Origin of the sequence: Flavobacterium sp. ZT3R18 (assembly GCF_007097385.1) — a bacterium.
GTDB lineage: Bacteria > Bacteroidota > Bacteroidia > Flavobacteriales > Flavobacteriaceae > Flavobacterium.
The window spans coordinates 1-22,955 of record NZ_VJZS01000023.1 but is presented as its reverse complement, the minus strand read 5'-3'; the positions used below and the strand labels follow the sequence as shown (position 1 = coordinate 22,955).

11 protein-coding genes are annotated in these 22,955 nt (G+C 35.5%); all 11 read left to right on the top strand.

What is annotated here, in order from left to right:
- Positions 1-2: 2 nt before the first annotated feature.
- The 11 genes from FNW52_RS17690 (at position 3) to FNW52_RS17640 (ending at position 22,072) form a co-directional block, all read left to right on the top strand.
- A complete protein-coding gene (locus FNW52_RS17690) occupies positions 3-1,514 on the top strand; it encodes a RagB/SusD family nutrient uptake outer membrane protein (protein ID WP_143378814.1) in 1,512 nt (503 codons plus the stop codon).
- 105 nt (positions 1,515-1,619) lie between these two features.
- Entirely contained in the window at positions 1,620-3,032 is a 1,413-nt protein-coding gene (locus FNW52_RS17685) for an aryl-sulfate sulfotransferase (RefSeq protein WP_143378813.1), read from the top strand.
- Between the two features lie 74 nt (positions 3,033-3,106).
- Complete coding sequence (locus FNW52_RS17680; protein ID WP_143378812.1) at positions 3,107-4,096, top strand: c-type cytochrome; 990 nt, start codon at positions 3,107-3,109, stop codon at positions 4,094-4,096.
- A gap of 56 nt (positions 4,097-4,152) precedes the next feature.
- The gene (locus FNW52_RS17675) at positions 4,153-7,167 is read left to right on the top strand and encodes a glycoside hydrolase domain-containing protein (RefSeq protein ID WP_221933410.1); all 3,015 of its coding nucleotides are present in this window, start codon (positions 4,153-4,155) and stop codon (positions 7,165-7,167) included.
- A gap of 222 nt (positions 7,168-7,389) precedes the next feature.
- Positions 7,390-10,488 carry a DUF5107 domain-containing protein gene (locus FNW52_RS17670; protein ID WP_143378811.1) on the top strand — a complete coding sequence of 1,033 codons (3,099 nt, stop codon included), beginning with the start codon at positions 7,390-7,392 and terminating at the stop codon, positions 10,486-10,488.
- A 64-nt stretch (positions 10,489-10,552) separates the two neighbouring features.
- Positions 10,553-12,115, top strand: coding sequence for a M60 family metallopeptidase (locus FNW52_RS17665; RefSeq protein ID WP_143378810.1), 1,563 nt, complete (start codon positions 10,553-10,555; stop codon positions 12,113-12,115).
- 65 nt (positions 12,116-12,180) lie between these two features.
- Entirely contained in the window at positions 12,181-14,352 is a 2,172-nt protein-coding gene (locus tag FNW52_RS17660) for a M1 family aminopeptidase (protein ID WP_143378809.1), read from the top strand.
- Between the two features lie 717 nt (positions 14,353-15,069).
- On the top strand, positions 15,070-18,114 hold the full coding sequence (locus FNW52_RS17655) for a TIM-barrel domain-containing protein (protein WP_143378858.1): 3,045 nt from the start codon (positions 15,070-15,072) through the stop codon (positions 18,112-18,114).
- 76 nt (positions 18,115-18,190) lie between these two features.
- Complete coding sequence (locus tag FNW52_RS17650) at positions 18,191-19,072, top strand: sugar phosphate nucleotidyltransferase (RefSeq protein WP_143378808.1); 882 nt, start codon at positions 18,191-18,193, stop codon at positions 19,070-19,072.
- On the top strand, positions 19,060-20,091 hold the full coding sequence (locus tag FNW52_RS17645; RefSeq protein ID WP_143378807.1) for a phosphotransferase enzyme family protein: 1,032 nt from the start codon (positions 19,060-19,062) through the stop codon (positions 20,089-20,091). The genes FNW52_RS17650 and FNW52_RS17645 overlap by 13 nt, the downstream gene beginning before the upstream one ends.
- A gap of 124 nt (positions 20,092-20,215) precedes the next feature.
- Positions 20,216-22,072, top strand: coding sequence for a beta-galactosidase family protein (locus tag FNW52_RS17640; RefSeq protein ID WP_143378806.1), 1,857 nt, complete (start codon positions 20,216-20,218; stop codon positions 22,070-22,072).
- The last annotated feature ends 883 nt before the right edge of the window (positions 22,073-22,955 follow it).

Sequence of the window (22,955 nt, the reverse complement as noted above, 5' to 3'; positions counted from 1 at the left end):
AAATGAAAAAATATACAATACTATTACTTTTACTTACTGCGGGAACGCAATTTTCGTGTAATAACGATCTTGATCCCACGGTATATAGTAGTTTGACCAATACCAATGGGTATCAAACAAAATCGGATGCCGTTGCAGCCATCAATTCAATTTATGGTAGACTAAAAGGACCAAGTGTGGGCGATAACTTTTCGTACTGGGCAACGAGGCATTTTGCATTAACGGATATTGCCACAGATCTGGGACATTGTCAATATGGCGGTGATCCGGGACAATTGTCTTTAGGAACTTGGAGTTCTACCAATGGGCTACTTCAAGAAGATTGGAACTCAATGTATAAGTTGATTGCCAATGCCAATAATGCAATTTTCTACATTACGCCTATGACCGGAATTTCGGCGGCAGAAAAAGCACAATTTATAGCCGAAGCTAAGTTTCTAAGAGCTTCTTCCTATATGGACTTAACCGATTCTTGGGGGCCGGTAATTTTAATTACAGAGGCTGATATAGCGAACCCTGATTATTTGGCTCAAACACCTCCATCATCAGTTGAAGAAATTGATGCTTTCATTATCAAAGAATTGAATGAAGCTGCTGATGTATTACCTGTAAATTATAGAGATAATGCAATTTATGGATCGAACGATGTAGGTCGTGCTACTAAAGGTGCAGCTCTTACTTTATTGGCAAAACTATACATGCGTAGTCATGATTGGCAAAAAGTAGTAACTCTTACACAACAAGTGATGAATTTGAATGAGTACAGCCTTTTCCCATCTTATACAGGCTTGTTCAAAGAAAGTAACAAATGGTGCAGCGAAAATATTTTCTCCTCACTTAGTGATGCTAATATAAACGGAACAGAATTATTGAACCACTTTGGACCAATAGATCACCCTGTTGTTGAAAACAGATGGCAGTATTATACCGTAAACTGGGATTTCTATAATACTTTTGGTGATGAGGATGAGAGAAAAGAATGTTTCTTCCCGGAATTTACAGGAGTAGATCATTTATTGCACAAGCAAGCTCCTACTTTGGGTGCTGAACCGCCAGCAGGTGAATTCTATATGCCGGATGTATCTACAAGAAAATATGCAGATGATGAAACAACGACGTATTATGATGGTCACAGTGTAAACATATTGCGTTATGCCGATGTGTTGTTGAGTAGAGCAGAAGCATTGAACGAGATTAGCGGACCAACTGGCGAAGCGATCGATCTTATTAATCAGGTTAAAGCAAGATCACATGCTAAACTTTTGGTTTTGTCAGATTACAATCAAGCTACTCTAAGAGATGCTATTTTACAAGAAAGAGGATGGGAGCTTTTCTACGAAGGAAAACGCCGTGCCGATTTAATTAGAATGAATAAATACGATGTTCTTGTAAATGCGTATCACCTTAGAGTTGGTGAGGCGGCTCAAATCAAGATGCCTCAAAATAAATTTTATACATACCCTCAAAGTCAGGTAGATCTTAACCCTAAGTTAAGTAACGCTGACAGACAATAAATAGGAATAGGTATTTTAAAAATCAAGAATATAATAAATGGTGAGACTATTATATTCTTGGTTTTTATAAAAAAAGCAGCAGCATTTTTTAAACACAGAAATAAAATGATCAAGAGATTTTTATCAAAAGCACTTTTTGTTTTTACGCTATTAATATTGACGGGTTGCTCTAATAATAAAGGCAATTGTATCCAAAATATCAGCGTTGGAACTCATAGTAACAACGAATTGAAGATTCAAATCGATGTTACTACAAGTACTGATGCAGAGGTATATATAGAATATTGGCGAGATGCAGTTGGAATTAAAGGCAAAATGACCTCGTCAATTACTCCTAATGGCAAAACACACTCTTTGGTGCTATGTTCTATTAGCCCCGAGACCAATTATAACTATCAAGTAATAACTATTCAAGATGGTGAAAAAAACACAAGTAAAATATATACTTTCAAATCCAGAAAATTACCGGAATGGTTGCAAAAGGAATTTAAAGCAAGTTGTCCAAATCCAAAATTATTGCCTCAAAATTTCAAAAAGGGGTTTATGCTTTTAAGCAAAAGAGAAACTCCCGGTGTCGCCTATATTATAGATTATAAAGGAAACCTGAGATGGTATCATACTGTTGAAGGAACTGGATTTAAAGTCTCTCGCTTTACCGATGACCAAAGTATTCTTTCGATTCTGGGAAAAAATGATGAGCCTACAAGCTATGGTAGTGAGATATTGGAAATTAATTTACAGGGAGATACACTAACGCACATTAAAAAAGGGCAAGGTGATTTTAAACAAGTCATTCATCATGAAATCATAAAGAAATCGACTACCGAAATAGTGACTTTGTTTGTCGATGAAAGAATAACAGATCTAACGGCTATTGGCGGAAAAAAGAAAGATACTATCAACGGTGATGGGATTATTATTTTAGACAAAAAAGGGAAACAACTCTGGAAATGGAGTGTTTTTGATGATTTAGATCCAATGAAAGATAAGGCATTGTTGAAAACCAAAAAAGATTGGATGCATGCCAACAGTTTGAATTATGACAAAGACGGTAATTTTATAATTTCTTTTTATAATAATGGCCAGATTTGGAAGGTAAATGCCAAGACCGGAAAAGTAATTTGGAAACTAGGAAAAGGCGGGACAATTACAATGCCTGCCAATTGTCAGTTCTCTCAAGCCCACGCGGCACATATTAACCAAGAAGGAAGCCTGATGTTTTTTGACAATGGTGTCGATATAAAACAATCTTCGGTTTTTGCCATGAATGTAGAGGAGAAAAGCAATAAAGCAACCTTAGATTTTCATGTTCAATTACCCAAAGAAGTCTATAATGACAGAATGGGAAGTGCTTATATGATTGACAAAGAAACGGTTTTATGCTGCTGTTCAAAAAGACATATTACCGTTCTAGCGAATAAAAAAGGAGTGCTACTTTGGACTTTAGAGTCTCAAATTCCTCCCTATCGAGTACAGTTTATTGCAGAAGATAAACTAAAACCGTTTCTTTTAAATTAAAAAATAACAAAAAATGGGAAGGCTATTTAATCGGCCTAACTTTACAAACCTCTAGATTTAATAGTATATAAAAAATGAAAAAAACAGTTATTATAGGAATCCTTTTTGTTTTACCAATTGTAATTTTTAATTCTTGTAATTCATCTTCGGCTAACACAATAGCAAAAGAAATTGCAAAAGACAATTCTTATATTACCATTGATACTTCAAAAATCCCAAATGATAAGTTTGGCGAATCAGTGCGTTATGGAAGAGAATTAATGTTAAGAACGGCGTATTATATTGGTCCAGATGGAATTAAAGGGAAATATCTAGGCAATAAAATGAATTGTGCCAATTGCCATCAAGACGCGGGCACCAAGCCTTATGCCTTCAATTTGATGTCGTCACACGACAATTACCCACAATACCGTGGACGAGAAGATAAAGTACTCACGCTTGCTGAGCGGGTAAACAACTGTATCATGCGTCCACATTCTGGTAAACCATTGCCATTAGACAGTGATGAAATGGTTGCTTTCTTATCTTATTTTAAATGGATTAGCAAGTTTGTACCCAAAGACAGTTTATTTAAAGGATCTAAAAACTTCAAAATTGAATTTCCAGCTGTAGCGGCAAGTCCAGAAAGAGGAAAGGTGCTTTTTGTTGAAAATTGTGTTCGTTGTCACGGAAATGAAGGGCAAGGGGTATTTAATGCAGACAAGTCGGGCTATATTTATCCGCCTTTATGGGGTAAATATGCCTACCAACCTGGTTCGAGTATGCATAGAATTATCAAACAAGCACAATGGCTGAAGGGGAATATGCCTTTTGATAAAGTAACCGTTGGTAAGCCCTATTTGACCGATGCACAAGCACTCGATATTGCGGCTTATGTAAATGACGACTCCGTTCATACCAGACCTAATCCTAAAACAATGGACTATCCAGATCCAAAGGCAAAAGCAATAGATTATGCTCATGCTCCTTTTAGTGACCCTTTTTCTGAAAAACAACATAGGTTAGGGCCTTTTAAACCCATTATTGAATATTGGAAAAAACAAGGTTGGGAAGCTATTTATTAAAGTTTTATACAACAATCTATTACTATTCTACATACCCTTTTTGAAAAAACAGAATCATGCAAAACAACTCAAAACCGAGATTTTTTATAAGTAGCTTACTCGTACTTTGCCTTTTTATAACTACTGGTGCTTTACGTGCACAAGAGTTAAAATACAGCGATGGAAACAACAGTTGGAATCCAGATTTACTAGGAAATCATCGTGCAGTCGTACAGTTTACTGGTAGCGGAACGGTTGCCAAAACCACTATCGAGTGGAGAAGACGAGACGAAAATCCAGAACAAAAACGCATCATCGTGCAAGATGCGAAAACAGGTAAAGACATTCTAAATGTTAAGTCTGAGAACATAAACAGAGAATCGGGAACTGTGCTTTTTGAACCGGTTTCGGGTAAAGGAACCTACTATGTTTATTATTTGCCATACATAGACGAAGGACTTGGTGTATACTATCCAAAAGGGGTTTATGCTAAACCGGTAATCACTGCCGATGCTGTATGGTTGGCGAAAGTAAAAAGCGATTTAAAAGCCAATTGTAGCGTTTCGGAAATTCAAAGTATCAATGCTTTCAACAGCTTTTATCCAATGGAGGTGATTGCTACGGCTGCCGAAACACAGAATATAAAGGCACAAAATAGCGGAAAAAAATTCTTGGTTTTTCCAGAAGACCGAATGAATTCGATCAGAATGCAAAAAGATTTACCCAAGCGTTGGATTGACAAAGGAGTTCAGAACACCTTCTCGGATACTGCATTAAGGGGAGAATATTTGGCTTTTCAGTTGGGTGTTTATGCTTTGCAGGATTTAAGCAATGTAAAAGTTACTTTTTCGGATTTAAAAAATGCAGCAGGAAAAACAATCGCAGCAAAAAATATAAGCTGCATAAATACCGATGGGGTAAAATATGACGGTACTGTTTTTTCGAATATTGTAAATGTTTCTAAAGGTAAAGTACAAGCCATGTGGTGCGGAATCGATGTTCCAGAAAGCACAGTGGCTGGAGATTTTGTTGGTGAGGTTTTGGTTAGTTCGGGCGGTGCCACCCAAACGGTTGCTCTTCATTTAGTGGTTAAAGAAGGCGTAACTCATAATGGTGGCATCGACCAACCCGAAAAAATGACCCGATTAAAATGGTTGAATTCTACTATGGCACAAGAAAACACGGTAATTGCACCATACACACCATTAGAAGTAAAGGAAACAGAGATATCATTATTAGGCAGAAAAGTGCTTTTGAATAAAAATGGATTACCGGCTCAGATTCAAACTTTTTTCACACCCGAAATGACTTCAATTGGTACCAAAGCCAATGATATATTAGCAGCTCCTGCTCAATTTCATGTATTGGACAATGCCGGAAAAGAAATTAATAATTGGAAAAACACCAGTTTTAAATTTACGAAAAAAGAGGCAGGAACAGTATCATGGGAAAGTACCAATAGCGATACCGCTGTCGATATGCAGGTAAACGGAACCCTTGAATTTGACGGGTTTTTATCGTACACCGTTAAAATTACGGCTCTTGAAGATGTTACTTTTAATGACATCAATTTTCAAATGCCTTTGCAACCTACTTCGGCTAAATATTTGATGGGATTAGGTAAAAAAGGTGGTGAACGTCCTGAATCAATACAATGGAAATGGGATGTGGCCAATAAAAATCAGGATGGTGCTTGGATTGGGAACGTGAACTCAGGATTACAATTTTCGTTAAGAGACGAAAAATACAGCCGCCCCTTGAACACCAATTTTTATTTACAAAAACCATTACTCTTGCCAGCTTCTTGGGGCAATGGCAACAAGGGGGGGATTACGATTGTTCCCAACGGGAAATCGGTTTTGGTTACTGCGTACAGCGGAAGCCGAAGCATGAAAAAAGGGGAGGTTTTGTTCTATAATTTTAATTTGCTGATTACTCCTTTCCATCCTATCAACACGGATTTTCAGTGGGATAGTAGATTTTATCACAAGTATAATAACTTGGATACCATTGCAAAAACGGGAGCTACAATAGTGAATATCCACCATGCAACGCCTATAAATCCATATATCAATTATCCTTTTATCGAACATGATAAAATGAAAAACTATATTGATGAGGCACATAGCAAAGGACTAAAAGTAAAAATTTACAATACCATAAGAGAGCTTTCGAATAAAGCCCCTGAAACATTTGCTTTACGAAGTCTGGGTCATGAAATATATTCTCCAGGAAAAGGAGGAGGGTTTAGCTGGTTGCAAGAACATGTAGGAGACGATTATATTGCCGCATGGTTTGTTCCCGAAATTAAAGATGCAGCAATAGTAAATAGTGGTATGAACCGTTGGCACAATTATTATGTGGAAGGGATGAATTGGTTGACCCAAAACGTAGGTATTGATGGTGTTTACCTTGATGATGTAGCTTTTGATAGAGTAACAATGAAGCGTATCAAAAGAGTATTGACTCAAAATGGCCACCCTGGAATATTAGATTTACACAGTGCCAATCAATACAATAAAAGTGATGGATTTAATAATAGTGCCAATTTATACATGGAGCATTTTCCATATCTGAATAAACTATGGTTTGGGGAGTATTTTGATTATGAGAAAAACCAACCTGACTTTTTCTTAACCGAAGTAAGCGGAATCCCTTTCGGACTTATGGGGGAAATGTTACAAGATGGAGGAAACGCTTGGCGTGGTATGATTTACGGTATGACCAACAGAATGCCTTGGAGTGATAATGCAGATCCGAGACCAATCTGGAAATTATGGAATGATTTTGGTATCAAAGGTTCTGAAATGATCGGGTATTGGAGCGAAAATTGCCCAGTGAAAACAAGCAATGCTAAGGTATTGGCAACTGTTTATAAAAAGAAAGGTACGGCATTAATCTCTATTGCAAGTTGGGCTGATAACGATGTAAAAGTAAAATTGAACATTGATTGGAAAAAGTTAGGAATTGATCCTGCTAAGGCTACAATAAGTATCCCTGAAATAAAGAATTTTCAATCAGCACAGCAATTTTCTGTTAATGCGGAGTTACCGGTTGCAAAAGGAAAAGGATTGTTGTTGATTGTTAAGTAAAACGCTTTGTGAAAAAGTCTTTTTAACCTGAGTTCGATTGTTACTTTATGGGGCTGCCACATTATGTTCGAAGACATAAAAGAGAAGACCGATGAAAAACAATAAATACCACAATATATGAAATCGCCATAATTCTAGATCACAAAAGAAGAATGGCGATACCATATTGTTTCGCTCGTTCGCTATCGCTTTAGTCCGTTAAAAATTAAATAGTATCTTGATATGCAATTAAAATCAGTAATATTTCTTTTCTGTTTTATAGGTCAGTTTTCTGTTGCACAGAATAATGTGCCAACGATTAGAGAATATAAAAAAGTTTTTACAACCTATCCTTTTTCCGATCCGGATCCTATCCCAAAACCAGATTCAAAAATCTATCCGTACTATCGATTTGATGGCTTTACAGATAAGCCCGTACAAAAGGAATGGAAAGTAATCGAATTAGAGAACTATTACATTAAGCTGACAATTTTACCAGAGGTAGGTGGTAAGGTTTGGTCTGCGATTGAGAAATCTACCGGAAAAGATTTTATTTATAACAATCATGTGATTAAATTTCGGGATATTGCCATGCGAGGCCCTTGGACCAGTGGTGGTGTGGAAGGAAATTATGGAATTATTGGGCATACTCCCAATTGTGCCACACCAGTAGATTATACCACCATTACTAGAGAAGACGGTAGTGTAAGTTGTGTGATTGGGGTACTGGACTTGCTTACCAGAACTTCATGGAAATTAGACATTAATTTGCCAAAGGACAAGGCTTATTTTACCACCAATTCATTTTGGTTTAATGACACTGCATTCGAGCAACCGTATTATACATGGATGAATACCGGGATTAAAGCAGCCGGTAATTTGCAATTCATTTATCCAGGAAAAAATTATCTTGGCCACGATGGTGAGTATAATTCATGGCCTATCAACAAGGAAAATGGAAAGGATCTTTCTTTTTACAACAATAATAATTTTGGTGGTTATAAATCATACCATGTGTTTGGGAAATACAGTGATTTTTTTGGTGGATACTGGCATGATGAGGATTTCGGAATGGCTAGATATAGCAATCACGATGATAAACCCGGAAAGAAAATATGGATATGGGGTTTGTCACAACAAGGAATGATTTGGGAAAAATTATTAACGGATACAGATGGACAATATGTAGAAGTACAAAGCGGCAGATTGTTCAATCAATCAAGCGAGAATAGCATGTACACTCCTTTTAAACACCGATCTTTTTCACCGTATCAGTCGGATTATTGGACTGAGTATTGGTTTCCCGTTAAGCAAACCAAAGGCTTCGTAAAAGCGAATAATTATGGTTCTGTAAATGTAAAAAATGAGAACGGCTGGCTGAAGATTTATTTTTCGCCATTGCAAAAGTTGAACGAAAAACTGGAAGTGTTTGATAATGGCAAAGTTGTGTATTCCAAGAATATTTCCGTTAAGCCGATGGAACTATTCCAAGACTCCATTCGTGTTGCTGTTGATGTAAATAAATTAAGACTCGTACTTGGGGAGAATAAACTAGTTTGGAATTCAGCACTGGAAGATGGAAACCTCAACCGACCATTGGAAATCCCTAAAGACTTCGATAATAATTCAGTTTATGGATTATACTTACAAGGGAAAAATTACATCAGTTTTAGAGATTATATAAAAGCTGCGGAGAAACTAACAGCCTGTTTGAAAAAAGATCCTAACTATGCCCCTGCTCTATCTGATATGGCATCCTTACAGATTCGAAAGTTTCAATATGAAGAAGCAGTTGTTTCGGCAAGTAAAGCTTTATCTATAAACACTTACGACCCTGCTGCCAATTATTATTACGCTTTGGCCAACCTGCATTTAGGGAATATCACCGATGCAAAAGATGGTTTCGATATTACTGCTTCGAGTGTTGAATATCGCACTGCCGCTTATACGGAATTAAGCAAGCTTTATTTCCGTGAAAACGAAATTAGCAAAGCCATTGAATATGCCGAAAAAAGTCTAGTGAACAACCAATATAATTTGGAAGCTTTACAGTTATTAGCGGTTATTTATCGTCGGCAAAACAAAAATAAAAATGCAACTGAAATTTTAAATAGAATTAATGCTTTTGATCCTCTAAATCATTTTGTTGACTTTGAGAAATATATTTGGGAAAATTCAGAAGTATCAAAACTGAATTTTACTTCATTAATTCAAAATGAAATGCCTGTGCAAACCTATTTAGAACTAGGAATATGGTATGAGAATCTAAATCAAAATAAGGAAGCACTTAAGGCATTTTCTTTGGCTCCAGCCAATTCTGAAATACAGTATTGGAAGGCATTCTTAGAAAATAAACCTGTGGATTTAAGTAAAATTCAATCTGAAATTAGTTTTCCTTTCCGTTCAGAAGCTGCCGAAATTCTCGAAAAGTTAATTAAAACAAATGATCAATGGTTATTAAAATATCATCTTGCATTAATAGAATGGAATCGTGACAATATACCAAAAGCCAAAGAATTATTCTCGCAATGTGGCAACCAACCAGCTGATCCGGCATTTTATGCAGCGAGAGCTTCTTTGATGAAAGACAAGCCAGAAGTTGCTTTAAGCGATATTCAAAAAGCAATTAAATTTGATGAAAATGGATGGAGATATAATAAATTATTGACTGAACATTTTATTGCACAAAAACAATTTGAGAAAGCATTATCGACTGTAGAACCATTTTATAAAAATCACAAAGACAATTATATTATCGGAATGTTGTTTGCGAAAACATTATTACGGAATAAAAAATATGTTCAAGCAGATGCTTTTTTAACAAAATTGCAAATTCTTCCTTTTGAAGGTGCCACCGCTGGTAGACAATTGTACCATGAGGCCAAACTAATGCAGGCAGTAACGGAAATGAAAAACAAGCAATATAAAAAGGCATTGCAGTTTATAGCAGAAGCAAAGTTATGGCCGCAAAATTTGGGTGTAGGTAAACCTTATGATCAAGACATAGACGAAAGATTGGAGAACTGGTTGAATTATATGTGTTACACAAGTCTTGGGGATAAAGCAACTGCTAACGAGTCATTGCAAAAAATCATTGCTTTTAGTCCAAAAGTAGACAATACGGTTATGAATTTTTTACCAGCAAATCAATTGGTTTCGGCATGGGCGATTGAAAAAACTTCTTCTTCTCAGGAAGCTGAAAAATGGCTCAAAAACCAAGCAAATTTATATCCGACAAACAAAACAATTCAATGGAGTTTATTGGCTTACACCAAAAAACAATCGAATATTTTGAGCGAAGATGAAAAAGACGGCGAAGTTAGAATCATTGAAAAATTATAAGAAACAACTGAATATATAATCAATTACGAACTAAATTAACTATAGTTAATAAAAATCTACACGAATGAAACATCTTGTTTTACTTTGCATTTTATTTTTCCTTTCCAAAGGTAATAGTTATGCTCAAAGTTCTATAGACTCAATTTCCTTAAAAGAAGATTTAGCTTTTTTTAAAGATAATTTAGCTACGAAATTAAAAAAGAACATAAAATATCAACAATTAGATAAGATTAAGAATAAGGAAGTTCGTAATGCAGCCATACAAATGCTTAAAGGTGAATATGATTTCAATTATAGATTAGGTATTTACAAAGCTTATTTATCGCCAACAACCTTAGGAAAAAAGTTATCCATTGGTGATGGGTACAGTAAATATGAAAACATTACAGGTATTTATTTGCCCTTGGGTAAACACGTAATTCTAGTAGACAATATTGCTAAAAATAAAACTGTCGATTTAGTTATACCTAATTGGAACAGACAGCCACCCGCAGGAATTGCCCCCGATAAAGATGCTAATTGGGGAATTGAAAAAAAAACATATCCTTTAAAAAATGGTATAAACATTATAGATGTTAAAAACTTTGATGGTTTGGCTTATATTAATTATTATTCTGAAGAACCTAAAAAGGAAAACGCAATTAAAATTCATTTTATTGATGCCGAAATAAATGGATTTTTTGATTCAGGAAAACAAAAAAATGAAGATTGGAATAAACTTCTGGACAACAATATTTATCCTATGATAGATGCTAAAGGAAAGTATATTCAAACAATTTATCCTAAAGCAGATTTAAAAAAATATGCTTACAACAAAGGGATGGAATTACTAAATTGTTATGACACTTTGATATATCGCCAACATCGAATTATGGGGTTAATTAAATACAATCTTGTGCCAAACAATAGGATATTGGCTCGTGTAAACTACAATTACTATATGTTTAGAGACGAAGATGGAATAGCTTATATGGGTGGTAAATCAGGTTATGCATTAGGAATGGTACTTGATCCCGAAAAAGTAATAGCTGGCGATCCGGCATGGGGATTTAGCCATGAAACCGGTCATGTGCATCAACTGCAACCCTATTTTAATTGGGGAGGACTCTGTGAAGTAAGTAATAATATTTTCACAATGTATGTTATCAAATCATTAGGGATTAAATCTCGTCTTTTAGAAGGTAACTACTATGATTCTGCAAGAAAAAAAGTTATCGAAAAAAAAGAAAATTATTTAAAAGTGGGTGGGAGTTTTGAACCGCTAGTGCCTTTTTGGCAACTGCAATTATACTTCGAAAAAGCAGGTAAATATCCTGATTTTTACCCTGACCTTTTTGAAGCATTTAGAAAACAAGCTAACGATTTTGATAAACTAAAAGTAAAAGCCGATGATAATCCGGCTGTTTACCAACTCAATTTTATAAAAACAGCATGTGAAATCAGTAAAGTTGATTTAACCGATTTTTTTGATTCATATGGATTCTTTTATGTGGGCAATTTCGAAGGAGATTGTTATGGAACATATCACTACAATATGACCGAAAAAATGGCAATGGATTGTAAAAAAGAAATAAAATCGAAAAATTATCCTAAACCAGTTTTAGATATTACTACCTTGACTGATTAATTTTCAAATCAAAAATTGAATTTTTTAAAATATACTAAACCCGATTACTATAAAAAATACAAAAAATGAATAAAAAATTTCTAAAATATACTGTTTTAAGTTTAGTTACTTTGGCATGCCAAAACATGCAGGCTCAAAATGCAGAGAAAGAGAAAGATAAAGAGCAATTAGCAATTTACAGAGCAACTCCGCTAAAAGTTCATGATTTAGTAAACACGAAACTGGAAGTGTCTTTTGATTACGGAAAAAGACATATGTACGGTAAAGAATGGCTTACTTTAAAACCTCATTTTTACGAAACGGATACGCTTACTTTAGATGCCAAAGGAATGGATTTTAAAGAAATTGCTATAGTGGAAGGAACGAAAAAAATTCCCTTAAAATATAGGTACGACACGGAGCAACTTTTTATCACTTTGAACAGAAAGTATAAAAATGCGGAAAAATACACTGTTTACATTGATTATACGGCAAAGCCCGATGAGTTAAAAGTAAAAGGAAGTGCGGCAATTACGGATGCAAAAGGATTGTATTTTATCAACCCAGACGGTAAAGACGATAAACCGGTACAGATATGGACACAAGGTGAAACAGAGGCGTCATCTGCTTGGTTCCCTACTATTGATAAACCAAATCAAAAAACAACATCGGAGATTTCGATGACAGTAGAGGCTAAATACACAACCTTATCAAACGGGAAATTAATTGGGCAAAAAGCCAACAAAAACGGAACTCGTACCGATACCTGGAAGATGGATTTGCCTCATTCTCCCTATTTGTTTATGATGGCGGTAGGCGATTTTAAAATATTTAAAGAATCGTATAATGGGAAAGAAGTTAGTTATTATCTAGAACCAAAGTATGCGCCCTATGCCAAACAAATTTTTGGTAAAACGCCCGATATGATGAATTTCTTCAGCAAAATGTTAGGGGTAGAATATCCGTGGGGCAAATACGCTCAGATTGTGGCGCGAGATTACGTTTCTGGCGCAATGGAAAATACATCAGCCACTTTACATGGTGAGTATGTACAGAAAACCGAAAGAGAATTGCTAGATGAAAATGGCGAAAGTACTATTGCACATGAACTTTTCCACCAATGGTTTGGAGATTATGTAACTGCCGAATCTTGGTCGAATTTAACGATGAACGAATCTTTTGCCACTTTTGGTGAAGTGCTTTGGCATGGACATGATGCCGGACAAGATGCAGAGGATAGATCACGTTATGAAAAATTACAAAACTATTTGTATTCTTCCAAAAATGGAATAAGCCCAGTTTTAGCCCGTTTTCATTACAAGGACAAAGAAGATTTGTTTGATAATATTAGCTATTCAAAAGGGTCTATAATTTTGTATGCTTTAAAAAATCAAATGGGAGATGCCGCTTTCTTTAAATCTTTAAATCATTATTTAGAAACTAATGCTTTCAAAAGTGGAGAATCACATCAGCTACGTTTAGCAATGGAAGAGGTAACCGGGAAAGATTGGAGTCCTTATTTTAACCAATGGTACTATCAAGGTGGTAATCCGATTTTAAATATCGAATATGGTTATGCCAATGGAAAAGTTACAATTGCTGTAAAACAAGTACAGGATAGTTCGGTACAAACGTTTAGCCTGCCATTAAAAGTCGATTTTTATGTAAATGGAACAAAAATAAGAAAGGATATTTTAATTGAAAAAAGAGAACAAAATTTCAGTTTTGATGTAGCTGCCAAGCCGGATTTTATAGACATGGATTCTGATAAAATTGTAGTGGGCCAAATTTTAGACAACAAGAAAGTTGAAGATTATTTATATCAATACAAAAATGCACCATCATACTACAATAGAATTGAAGCCATAAAATTTGCGACTAATGATAAAAGCCGTGATGCTCAAGTTATACTACTGGCTGGTTTAGAAGATCAGCAAGACGAGTTGCGATCCCTTAGTATTGCAGCGATTGATTTAGACGATAGCCAAATAAAAGTGGCTGCATTGAAAAGTGTGCTCAACATAGCCAAAAAGGACAAAAACACGACTGCCAGAGCGGCTGCAATTATAAAATTGGCAGCTACTGGTGATGTAATTTATAAAGAGTTAATGAATGAAAGTATAAAAAATCAATCTTATAATGTAATTGCTGCTGGGATATCTGGATTAACAAAATTAGCACCCGATGAAGCAGCTAAAGCATTAACAACATTAGACGAGGACACTAAAAAGCATGTAACTCCGCTGATAAAAAAATAGAACCGTCAAGAATAGTTAGGAAAAATCCTAACAATTGCAATTTTTGCAAAAGTAAATGTTGCTATGCAATCACTACATAAAATTACTGCCTTAACTCCAAAAGTGGATAATGGTGTTATGATTTTTTTACCGGCGAAACAACTGGTTTCGGTATAGGCTATCGAAACAACAGTTTTTTCCAACCTCAAAAGCATTTTCGAAATCAGACTAAAGTTGTTTTTGGAGTGAAAAAATTTAATTTTCGTCTCTTTTTTTAATAAAAAACACCATTCAAATTTAAATCTGAATGGTGTTTTTTTTTTGGTTAAAACTTAAACTAACATTCTGATTTTAAGTTTTAATCGCCAAAATAAGGCGCCTTAATTTTCTTACTGACGATAAAAAAACGACTCGTAAAAGTGGTTGGCAATAGTAGTTCTGCATAATTTATGTGCTCGATAACACAAATTTAATGTGTTCGAGCACATTTTTTCATGTTTTCCTTTTTTTATTAAAAAATAATATATAGTTTCGTCATGGAATTGGGAATATTATTGTTTGATGTTTAAGTTAAAAATAGTAAAAAGAGGATTTTAATATCATTTTTAAGCTTTTTTAAGAAACAGACATAAATTGAACGGTGGTGTTTTTTTTAAATAAAATAGTAACATAAAAAGAACACCTTTTCGATAAGAATAATCGTTTTTCGGAAGTTTGAACAACAATAAAAACAGAATGATGAAAAGAATACTACTAATCGCCCTCTGCGTTTTGGGAATCGTTTCCATACAAGCTCAAAACCAACCTTTTTACAAGCAGGATTTTAGTTCGGGTAAAATACCGGCTAATTGGACAATTTCTGAGGTTAAAGGAACATGGGATCCACAATGGATAGTAACCAATGAACCGTATCCTGGATCTTATAAATACCAACAACAAGCGCCACCAATTGCATCAAAAAGTCGTGGTGCCTATATGCTTTTCCAAGCAGGTTATTTTACAGATGAAGATGTCGAAAATTGGATTAAGAAGAACAATTATCCTGATGGTTGGATAACTTCTGCACCAATTGATTGTTCTGGAAAAGAATCAGTTGTTTTAAAATTTCAACATACATTCCGTTGGTGGGACTATCATCCAGGTAATGGAGCTGGTTTGTATGTTGGGGTGAGTACTGATAATGTGCATTGGCAAGAGTGGGATGTACGCAATGGAGCCAAAGAGGCTACAGATATGTTGGTTCCGGTAACAGAAGAGATTAATATTTCTAAATGGGCTGCCAATGCCCCAAAAGTATATCTTCGATTTTATTGGAAAGGACTTCAAGCCTGGTATTGGATGGTCGATGATATCGAATTGACGCAAGCCAACAAGAAAGATGTGGGAATCGTTCGTTTACTTTCGCATTCTGAAAACGGAAATGTACTTACCACTTCCGAAAAATTAAGAGTAAGCATTCGCAATAACGGTTCTGAAACCATTGCCGAAAAATTTTCCGTAACGGCTAAAGTCAATGTGACTGTTTTCGAAAACCAAACGATTGATGCCAAACAAAATCCATTGAAAAGCGGAGAAGTTAGAGAAGTAGTTTTCTCAACTATCGATTTATCACAAGCGCCATTGTACCAATTAGATTTTAATATACAGTTGGCTGGCGATGAAACCCCAGCCAATAATCAGTTGGTTCAGACCATCAGTAACGAAAAAACGGTTTTAGGGAAATTGACCAAATGGGAAAAATTATCGAACGGAATCGAAATGCAAAGCGGAATGACCAAACTAAAAGTGTTATTCTACAAAGACGATATTTTTCGTGTGCTGCTAAGTCCGGATGGCAATTATACAAATCCAGCGGGGAATGACATTGTAATTGATGATAAAATATACCAACCTTCCTTGAAAATAACGGAAGACACCAACGCTATTTATATTGCTTCGAAGGCAGGAAAGCTTCAGATTCAAAAAAAACCTATCCTTTTTTCTTTGTATGATGCAACAGGAAAAGTATTGTGGGCAGAAAAAGAGCCTTTGTCTTTTGGAGCCAAAACCACTCAACAATTAAAATACAACAACGACGAATATTTTTATGGCTGCGGCATGCAAAACGGCTATTTCTCCCATAAAGATACCGTTTTGTTAATCGAAAAAGGAAACGGCTGGGATAATGGAGGAAGACCAAACCCTGTGCCGTTTTATATGAGCAGCCGTGGATATGGAGCTTTGAGAAACACCTTTGATGTGGGGGTTTATGATTTTACCAATAAGTTGTCTTTGTCTCACAACGAAAATCGTTTTGATTGTTATTATTTCATAGGGTCATCCTTAAAAGATATTTTGGGTGATTATACCGAGATTACCGGACGACCTTTTATGCCAGCGCGTTGGCAAATGAGTTTGGGAGACGCCAACTGTTACAACAAAAAAGGCACCACTCCCGATGTAGTAAAATTGGTTGCCGATCAATATGTGAAAAATAATATGCCCCGCGGTTGGATTTTACCAAACGATGGCTACGGTTGTGGATATACCAAATTAGATTCAACTGTTGTGGAGTTAAAGAAAAGAGGCTTCTACACCGGATTATGGACCGAGAATGGAGTGGATAAAATCGCCACCGAAGTGGGGACTTACGGAACCAGACTTTGTAAACTAGATGTGGCTTGGGTTGGACCAGGATATAAATATGCATTAGATGGTTGTAAAGCCGCTTACGAAGGCATCGAAAAAAACAGCGATTCTCGTGGTTTTGTTTGGAGTGTAATGGGTTGGGCTGGTACTCACCGTTACAGTGTGATGTGGACAGGCGATCAAAAAGGCGATTGGGAATACATTCGTTTTCATATTCCAACCGTGATAGGAGCGGGACTTTCTGCTCAAAACTGTGCTACGGGTGACATCGATGCTATCTTTGGCGGAAGCGAAAAAACCTATGTTCGTGACTTGCAATGGAAATGTTTTACCCCCGTTTTAATGACCATGAGTGGTTGGGCCAAAAAAGACAAGCAACCTTGGATTTTCGGAGAACCATACACCTCCATAAACCGAGAATACCTGCAGTTAAAAATGCGTCTTACCCCTTATATGTACACGCTTATGAACGAAGCCTACCAAACTGGCGTTCCTGCCGTTCGTGGTTTGTTACTCGAATATCCAAATGATCCGGTAACCTTGGGTACAGCTACACAATATGAGTTTTTGTTGGGAAAATCATTCTTGGTAGCTCCTGTTTATAAAGATGAAGTAAAAAGAGACGGTATTTACTTGCCAGAAGGAAACTGGATTGACTATTGGGATGGAACCGTCTATGCTGGCAAACAGACTTTGGATAATTACAATGCACCACTTGATAAATTGCCATTATTCGTAAAATTAGGATCGATTATTCCTATGTATCCACAAATGAATTACGATGAAGAAAAACCATTGGATACTTTAACATTAGATATCTATCCAAACGGAAAAACAAATTATCAATTGTACGAAGATGATGGGAAATCAAGAGAGCATCGTAAAGGAATATATGCTACAACGGATATTACAGATGAGCCAAAATCAAATTCGGAAGTAGTTACCATTAATGCCATTAAAGGAAATTACAAAGGGATGCTTGAAAATAGAAATTACGAGTTGTTGATTCACAGAAACCAGAAGCCACAATCGATTACCATAAACGGAAAAATAATAAAAGACTGGTCTTTTGACAGTACAGTCCAAAAAGGACTTTTGAAAATCAATTGTGGGAAATGGAGCGTAAAGGAAAATGTGGTTGTAACGATTAAATAAAAAACAAGATTAATTTATAAAGGAACAATCCATAAAAAAAATATTTTTTAGGATAATGTGATTAAAAAGAAAGAAGATGAAGCCAACATTAGTAGTATTAGCCGCGGGTTTAGGAACGCGGTACGGAGGATTGAAACAGTTAGACACCATAGGACCCAATGGTGAAATTATAATGGATTATTCCATTTCAGATGCCATACTAGCCGGATTTGGTAAAATTGTATTGATAGTGCAGGAAGACATGATTCCAATTTTGACGGAAAGATACATTCGGAATCAAAAGGTTGCAGTTGAATTTGTAGTTCAAACTAAGGAGTTAACATTAAATGTTTTAACATATAAGAACGTAAGGCCTTGGGGAACTGCTCATGCCGTTTGGTGTGCCAAAGATAAAGTGAAGAACAATTTTCTGTTGATTAATGCCGATGATTTTTATGGTCGAAGCTCTTTTCAGTTAGCCTACGATCATTTGTCAACATTCCATAATCCTTGTGCAATTGTGTATCCTATTTTGAAAACACTGTCGGAGAACGGAACGGTAAATAGAGCCGAAATTCAGATGGAAAATAACTATTTGGTAGATTCTATCGAAAGAGAAAAAATTAGAATAGAAAATGGGGTAGTTCTTTATCCCGATGCTAATTCAGAATTGCAAGAGATTAGCAAAGATGCATTTGTATCGATGAACATGTTCGGGTTTACCACTCAAATTTTTGATTTTATAGATACAGATATTCACAAATTTATTGCAAAATGGCTAGATGACAATAGTATTGAATACCAGTTGCCCAATGTGGTTGGTGAGATGATTAAAAACAATATCGTTACCGTTGAAGTTTTAAAAACCAATGAAGAATGGATTGGAATTACCTACAAAACCGATAAAGAATTGGCCGAAGTAAGACTTCAAAAATTACATGATCAGGGGATTTATAAAAATGAAGTATGGAAGAATTAATTCAAACCGTCTTTAAGGATTTTTATTCGGACAAACCAATTCTTGGCTATACGACCATTGACAGTGGACTGATCAATAGCACGTACAAAATTGAAACTGCCGATGAAGAGTATATTTTGCAAAAAATGAATCAGGTTGTATTTCCGAATATAAAAGCTTTATTGAACAATAAGATAAAAACCACTAGTTATCTGAATGCAAATGGGTTTCCTACTTTGACATTTATTGCCAATAGAGAAGGACGGTTTTACTCGGAACAAGACGATACGATTTGGCAGCTTTCAACGTATATCCCTTCGGCAGTTCTGGATCGAATTGATTCTAATGCGGTTGCAAGTCAGGTTGGGGCTTATTTGGCCAAGTTTCATATGGCATTGCTCAATTTTCCGGTTTCGGAATTAGAATATACGATTCCGGATTTTCATAATACGATAAAAAGGTTTTGTGATTTTGAAGAAAGCATAATAAAAGCATCTCCTGAAAGGTTGGCTCAAGCAAAAGAATCGATTGCGTTTTTAGAATCTAATTTCAAAAGCATTGAAACCGTTGCCAGTGCTATCAATTCAGGAAGAATACCGTTGAGAGTAGTGCACAATGACACTAAAGTTGGGAACATGCTTTTTGACGAAAAGGGTAATATTTTATGCATCATTGATTTTGACACGGTAATGCCAGGAAGTATTTTTCATGATGTTGGAGATGCCCTACGAACAGGAACCAACACATCAACGGAAGAAGAAAAAGACCTGTCGAAAGTGTGTTTTGACATAGAAATTTATGAGGCTTTTATGAAGGCTTACGTCAAAGAAGCCTCGAGTTTTATGTCTGAAGAGGAATCGAAAAATATTCATTTAAGCTTACCCTTGATTCTTTTTGAACAAGCTTGTCGTTTCTTGGGAGATTACTTAAATAATGACAGTTATTATACAACAACATACGAGGATCAAAATCTGGTAAGAGCCAAAACACAGATTAAATTGATGGATAGTGTGCAGTTGTATTTGAAAATAAAAAATTAAACGTATAAATATGCAGTGTTTCAATAATCATAATTGAAGTACTGCCTATTCTTTTGAGGAATTGTGATAGCATTGCTTCTCCTCTAAATTATCGCTAGAGTTCATTAATAATAAATAATTTCAAATGAAAAAAAGTCTTTTTACCTTGTTTTTATTCCTTTTGTTAGTTGTAAATGCAACTGGGCAAACCAAACACACTTTTGCTATTACGGCTGGTAATTTTGTTTTAGACGGAAAACCCATTCAGATTCATAGTGGCGAAATGCATTATGCCCGTGTTCCTAAACCGTATTGGCGTCATCGTTTGAAAATGATGAAAGCCATGGGGTTGAATGCTGTAGCGACCTATGTTTTTTGGAATTATCACGAAACAGCACCTGGTGTTTGGGATTTTAAAACTGGTAATAAAGACATTGCAGCATACATAAAAATAGCGCAGGAGGAAGGTTTGTATGTCATTTTGCGTCCTGGTCCTTATGTTTGTGCTGAATGGGAATTTGGGGGTTATCCGTGGTTTTTGCAAAAAGTCCCCGGGATGGTTATTCGCGGAAACAATCCACAATATTTGGCAGCGACCAAATCCTATTTTACGGCACTTTATGGTCAGGTAAAAAATTTATTGGTGAGTAATGGTGGGCCAATAATTATGGTTCAGGGCGAAAATGAATTTGGTTCCTATGTTGCTCAACGCAAAGACATACCATTGGCAGAGCATAAAAAATACAGTGCCGCCGTTTTTCAGCAACTCAAAGATGTAGGTTTCAATGTGCCTTTCTTTACCTCCGATGGTAGTTGGTTGTTTGATGGAGGAGCACTTCCGGGAGCTTTACCAACCGCTAATGGAGAAGATGATGTTGCCAAATTAAAAGAAGTAGTCAATCAGTATAATGGAGGGAAAGGACCGTATATGGTTGCCGAGTTTTATCCGGGTTGGTTGGATCATTGGGCCGAAGAATTCCCTAAAGTTTCAACAGAAAGTGTAGTAAAGCAAACTCAAAAATATCTGGACGCCGGCGTTTCTTTCAATTATTATATGGTACATGGCGGAACCAATTTTGGGTTTACCTCTGGGGCAAATTATGATGGTAATCACGACATCCAGCCTGATTTGACTACCTATGATTATGATGCTCCCATAAGCGAAGCAGGTTGGGCAACAGAAAAATATACTGCTTTGCGAGATATATTAATGAATCCTAAAACTCCAGCGGTACCTGCAAAGATTCCGGTAATTTCCATTCCAAATATTCATTTAACCAAAGCAGTTAGTTTAGAATATCTAAAAAGCAAAATAAAACCAGTTACTGCAGATACCCCTTTGACTTTTGAAGATTTAAATCAAGGTCATGGCTATGTTTGGTACAGTAAAAAATTCAAACAACCCATTAGCGGAAAACTTGAATTAAAAGGACTTCGCGATTATGCCATTGTATATGTGAATGGTGTAAAAGTAGCCGAATTGAATCGCTATTACAAAAAATATGATTGTATGATTGATGTGCCTTTTAATGCCGCTTTAGATATTATTGTTGAAAATATGGGACGTATCAATTATGGGGCCGATATTATAAACAGCACCAAAGGGATTATTTCGCCAGTAATTATTAATGGACAAACAATTACCGGTGACTGGAATATGTACGCGTTGCCAATGGATGTCGTACCTAATTTAACCGATGCCAAAACCACGGCTAAAGTTGGGCTTCCCACAGTCTACCAAGGAACTTTTGACCTGAATACAACAGGTGACACTTTTCTTGACATGCGGGATTGGGGCAAAGGAATAATTTTCATTAACGGAGTCAATATTGGTCGTTACTGGAGTGTGGGACCTCAACAAACACTATATGTTCCAGGATGCTGGTTAAAAGAAGGGGCTAATGAGATTGTGATTTTCGAACAAAAAAATGACAAGATTCAAAATTCAGTAGGAACCTTAGAAACACCCATATTGGAAAGTTTGCAACCTGAAAAAGGGTAGGCAAAATCAAAAAAAGTCAGTTATTAAGAAAAAAGAAAACTATAATTCATAGTTCTCTTAAAATAGTTTTTAGAGACTGACAATCAGAATCATACATTTTTTTTTCATTTGAAAATTTTAAAAGGTTAAGCCGAATTGGTTTAATTCTAGCCCTTTTCATGTTTTTTTTTTAATAAATACCACAAAATATTTCAAAATAAAAGAGAGTTTTTTTGCCCTAATTATACCCTTTTAGAATCAAAATTTAACCGCCTTTGATTTTAAAAACAAGTTTGAAAACCATTTACGATAAGTGAACTGGATGTTGTTTTACGAATACGATTTTATTGAATGCTATTATTAACCAATTAAAAAACCAATTTTATGAAAAACCAATTTGACCCAGTAAATGCTGGGCTGTTAACCAAACAAAAAAAATATTCCTTTGGATGAAAATGAAATCCATATTTTTTTTGTTGCTTTATTGGTTTCGTATATGGTTTAAAACTAGCGTTTTATTGAATTTTGATTTAGCTTCTAAAAATATTTCAGCCAGAAATCACGTAATTTTTTACAAATTAATTAGTGCTAATTAGTGTAATTAGTGGTTAATAAATAAGTGCCGCGACCTTGCAGACTTTTAGTCTGCCAACCAAATCTATGGAATTTAAATCCATAAGGGTTTATTTTTCTGTAAAAAAAACTTAAATATCACTAAAAGTGGGTATTGTTTTGTATTATTAAATGAGTTAGGTTTGTAAAAAATAAATTATATAGTTTATCATTAAAACAATCATTAACCTACAAACCTATGAGTAATTTTGCACAACAAGTCCATTTAGATATTAGCGGTTTCGCTCATAATGTCGTTTATTATGATTTGAAGTTAGAACAAAAGATGGCA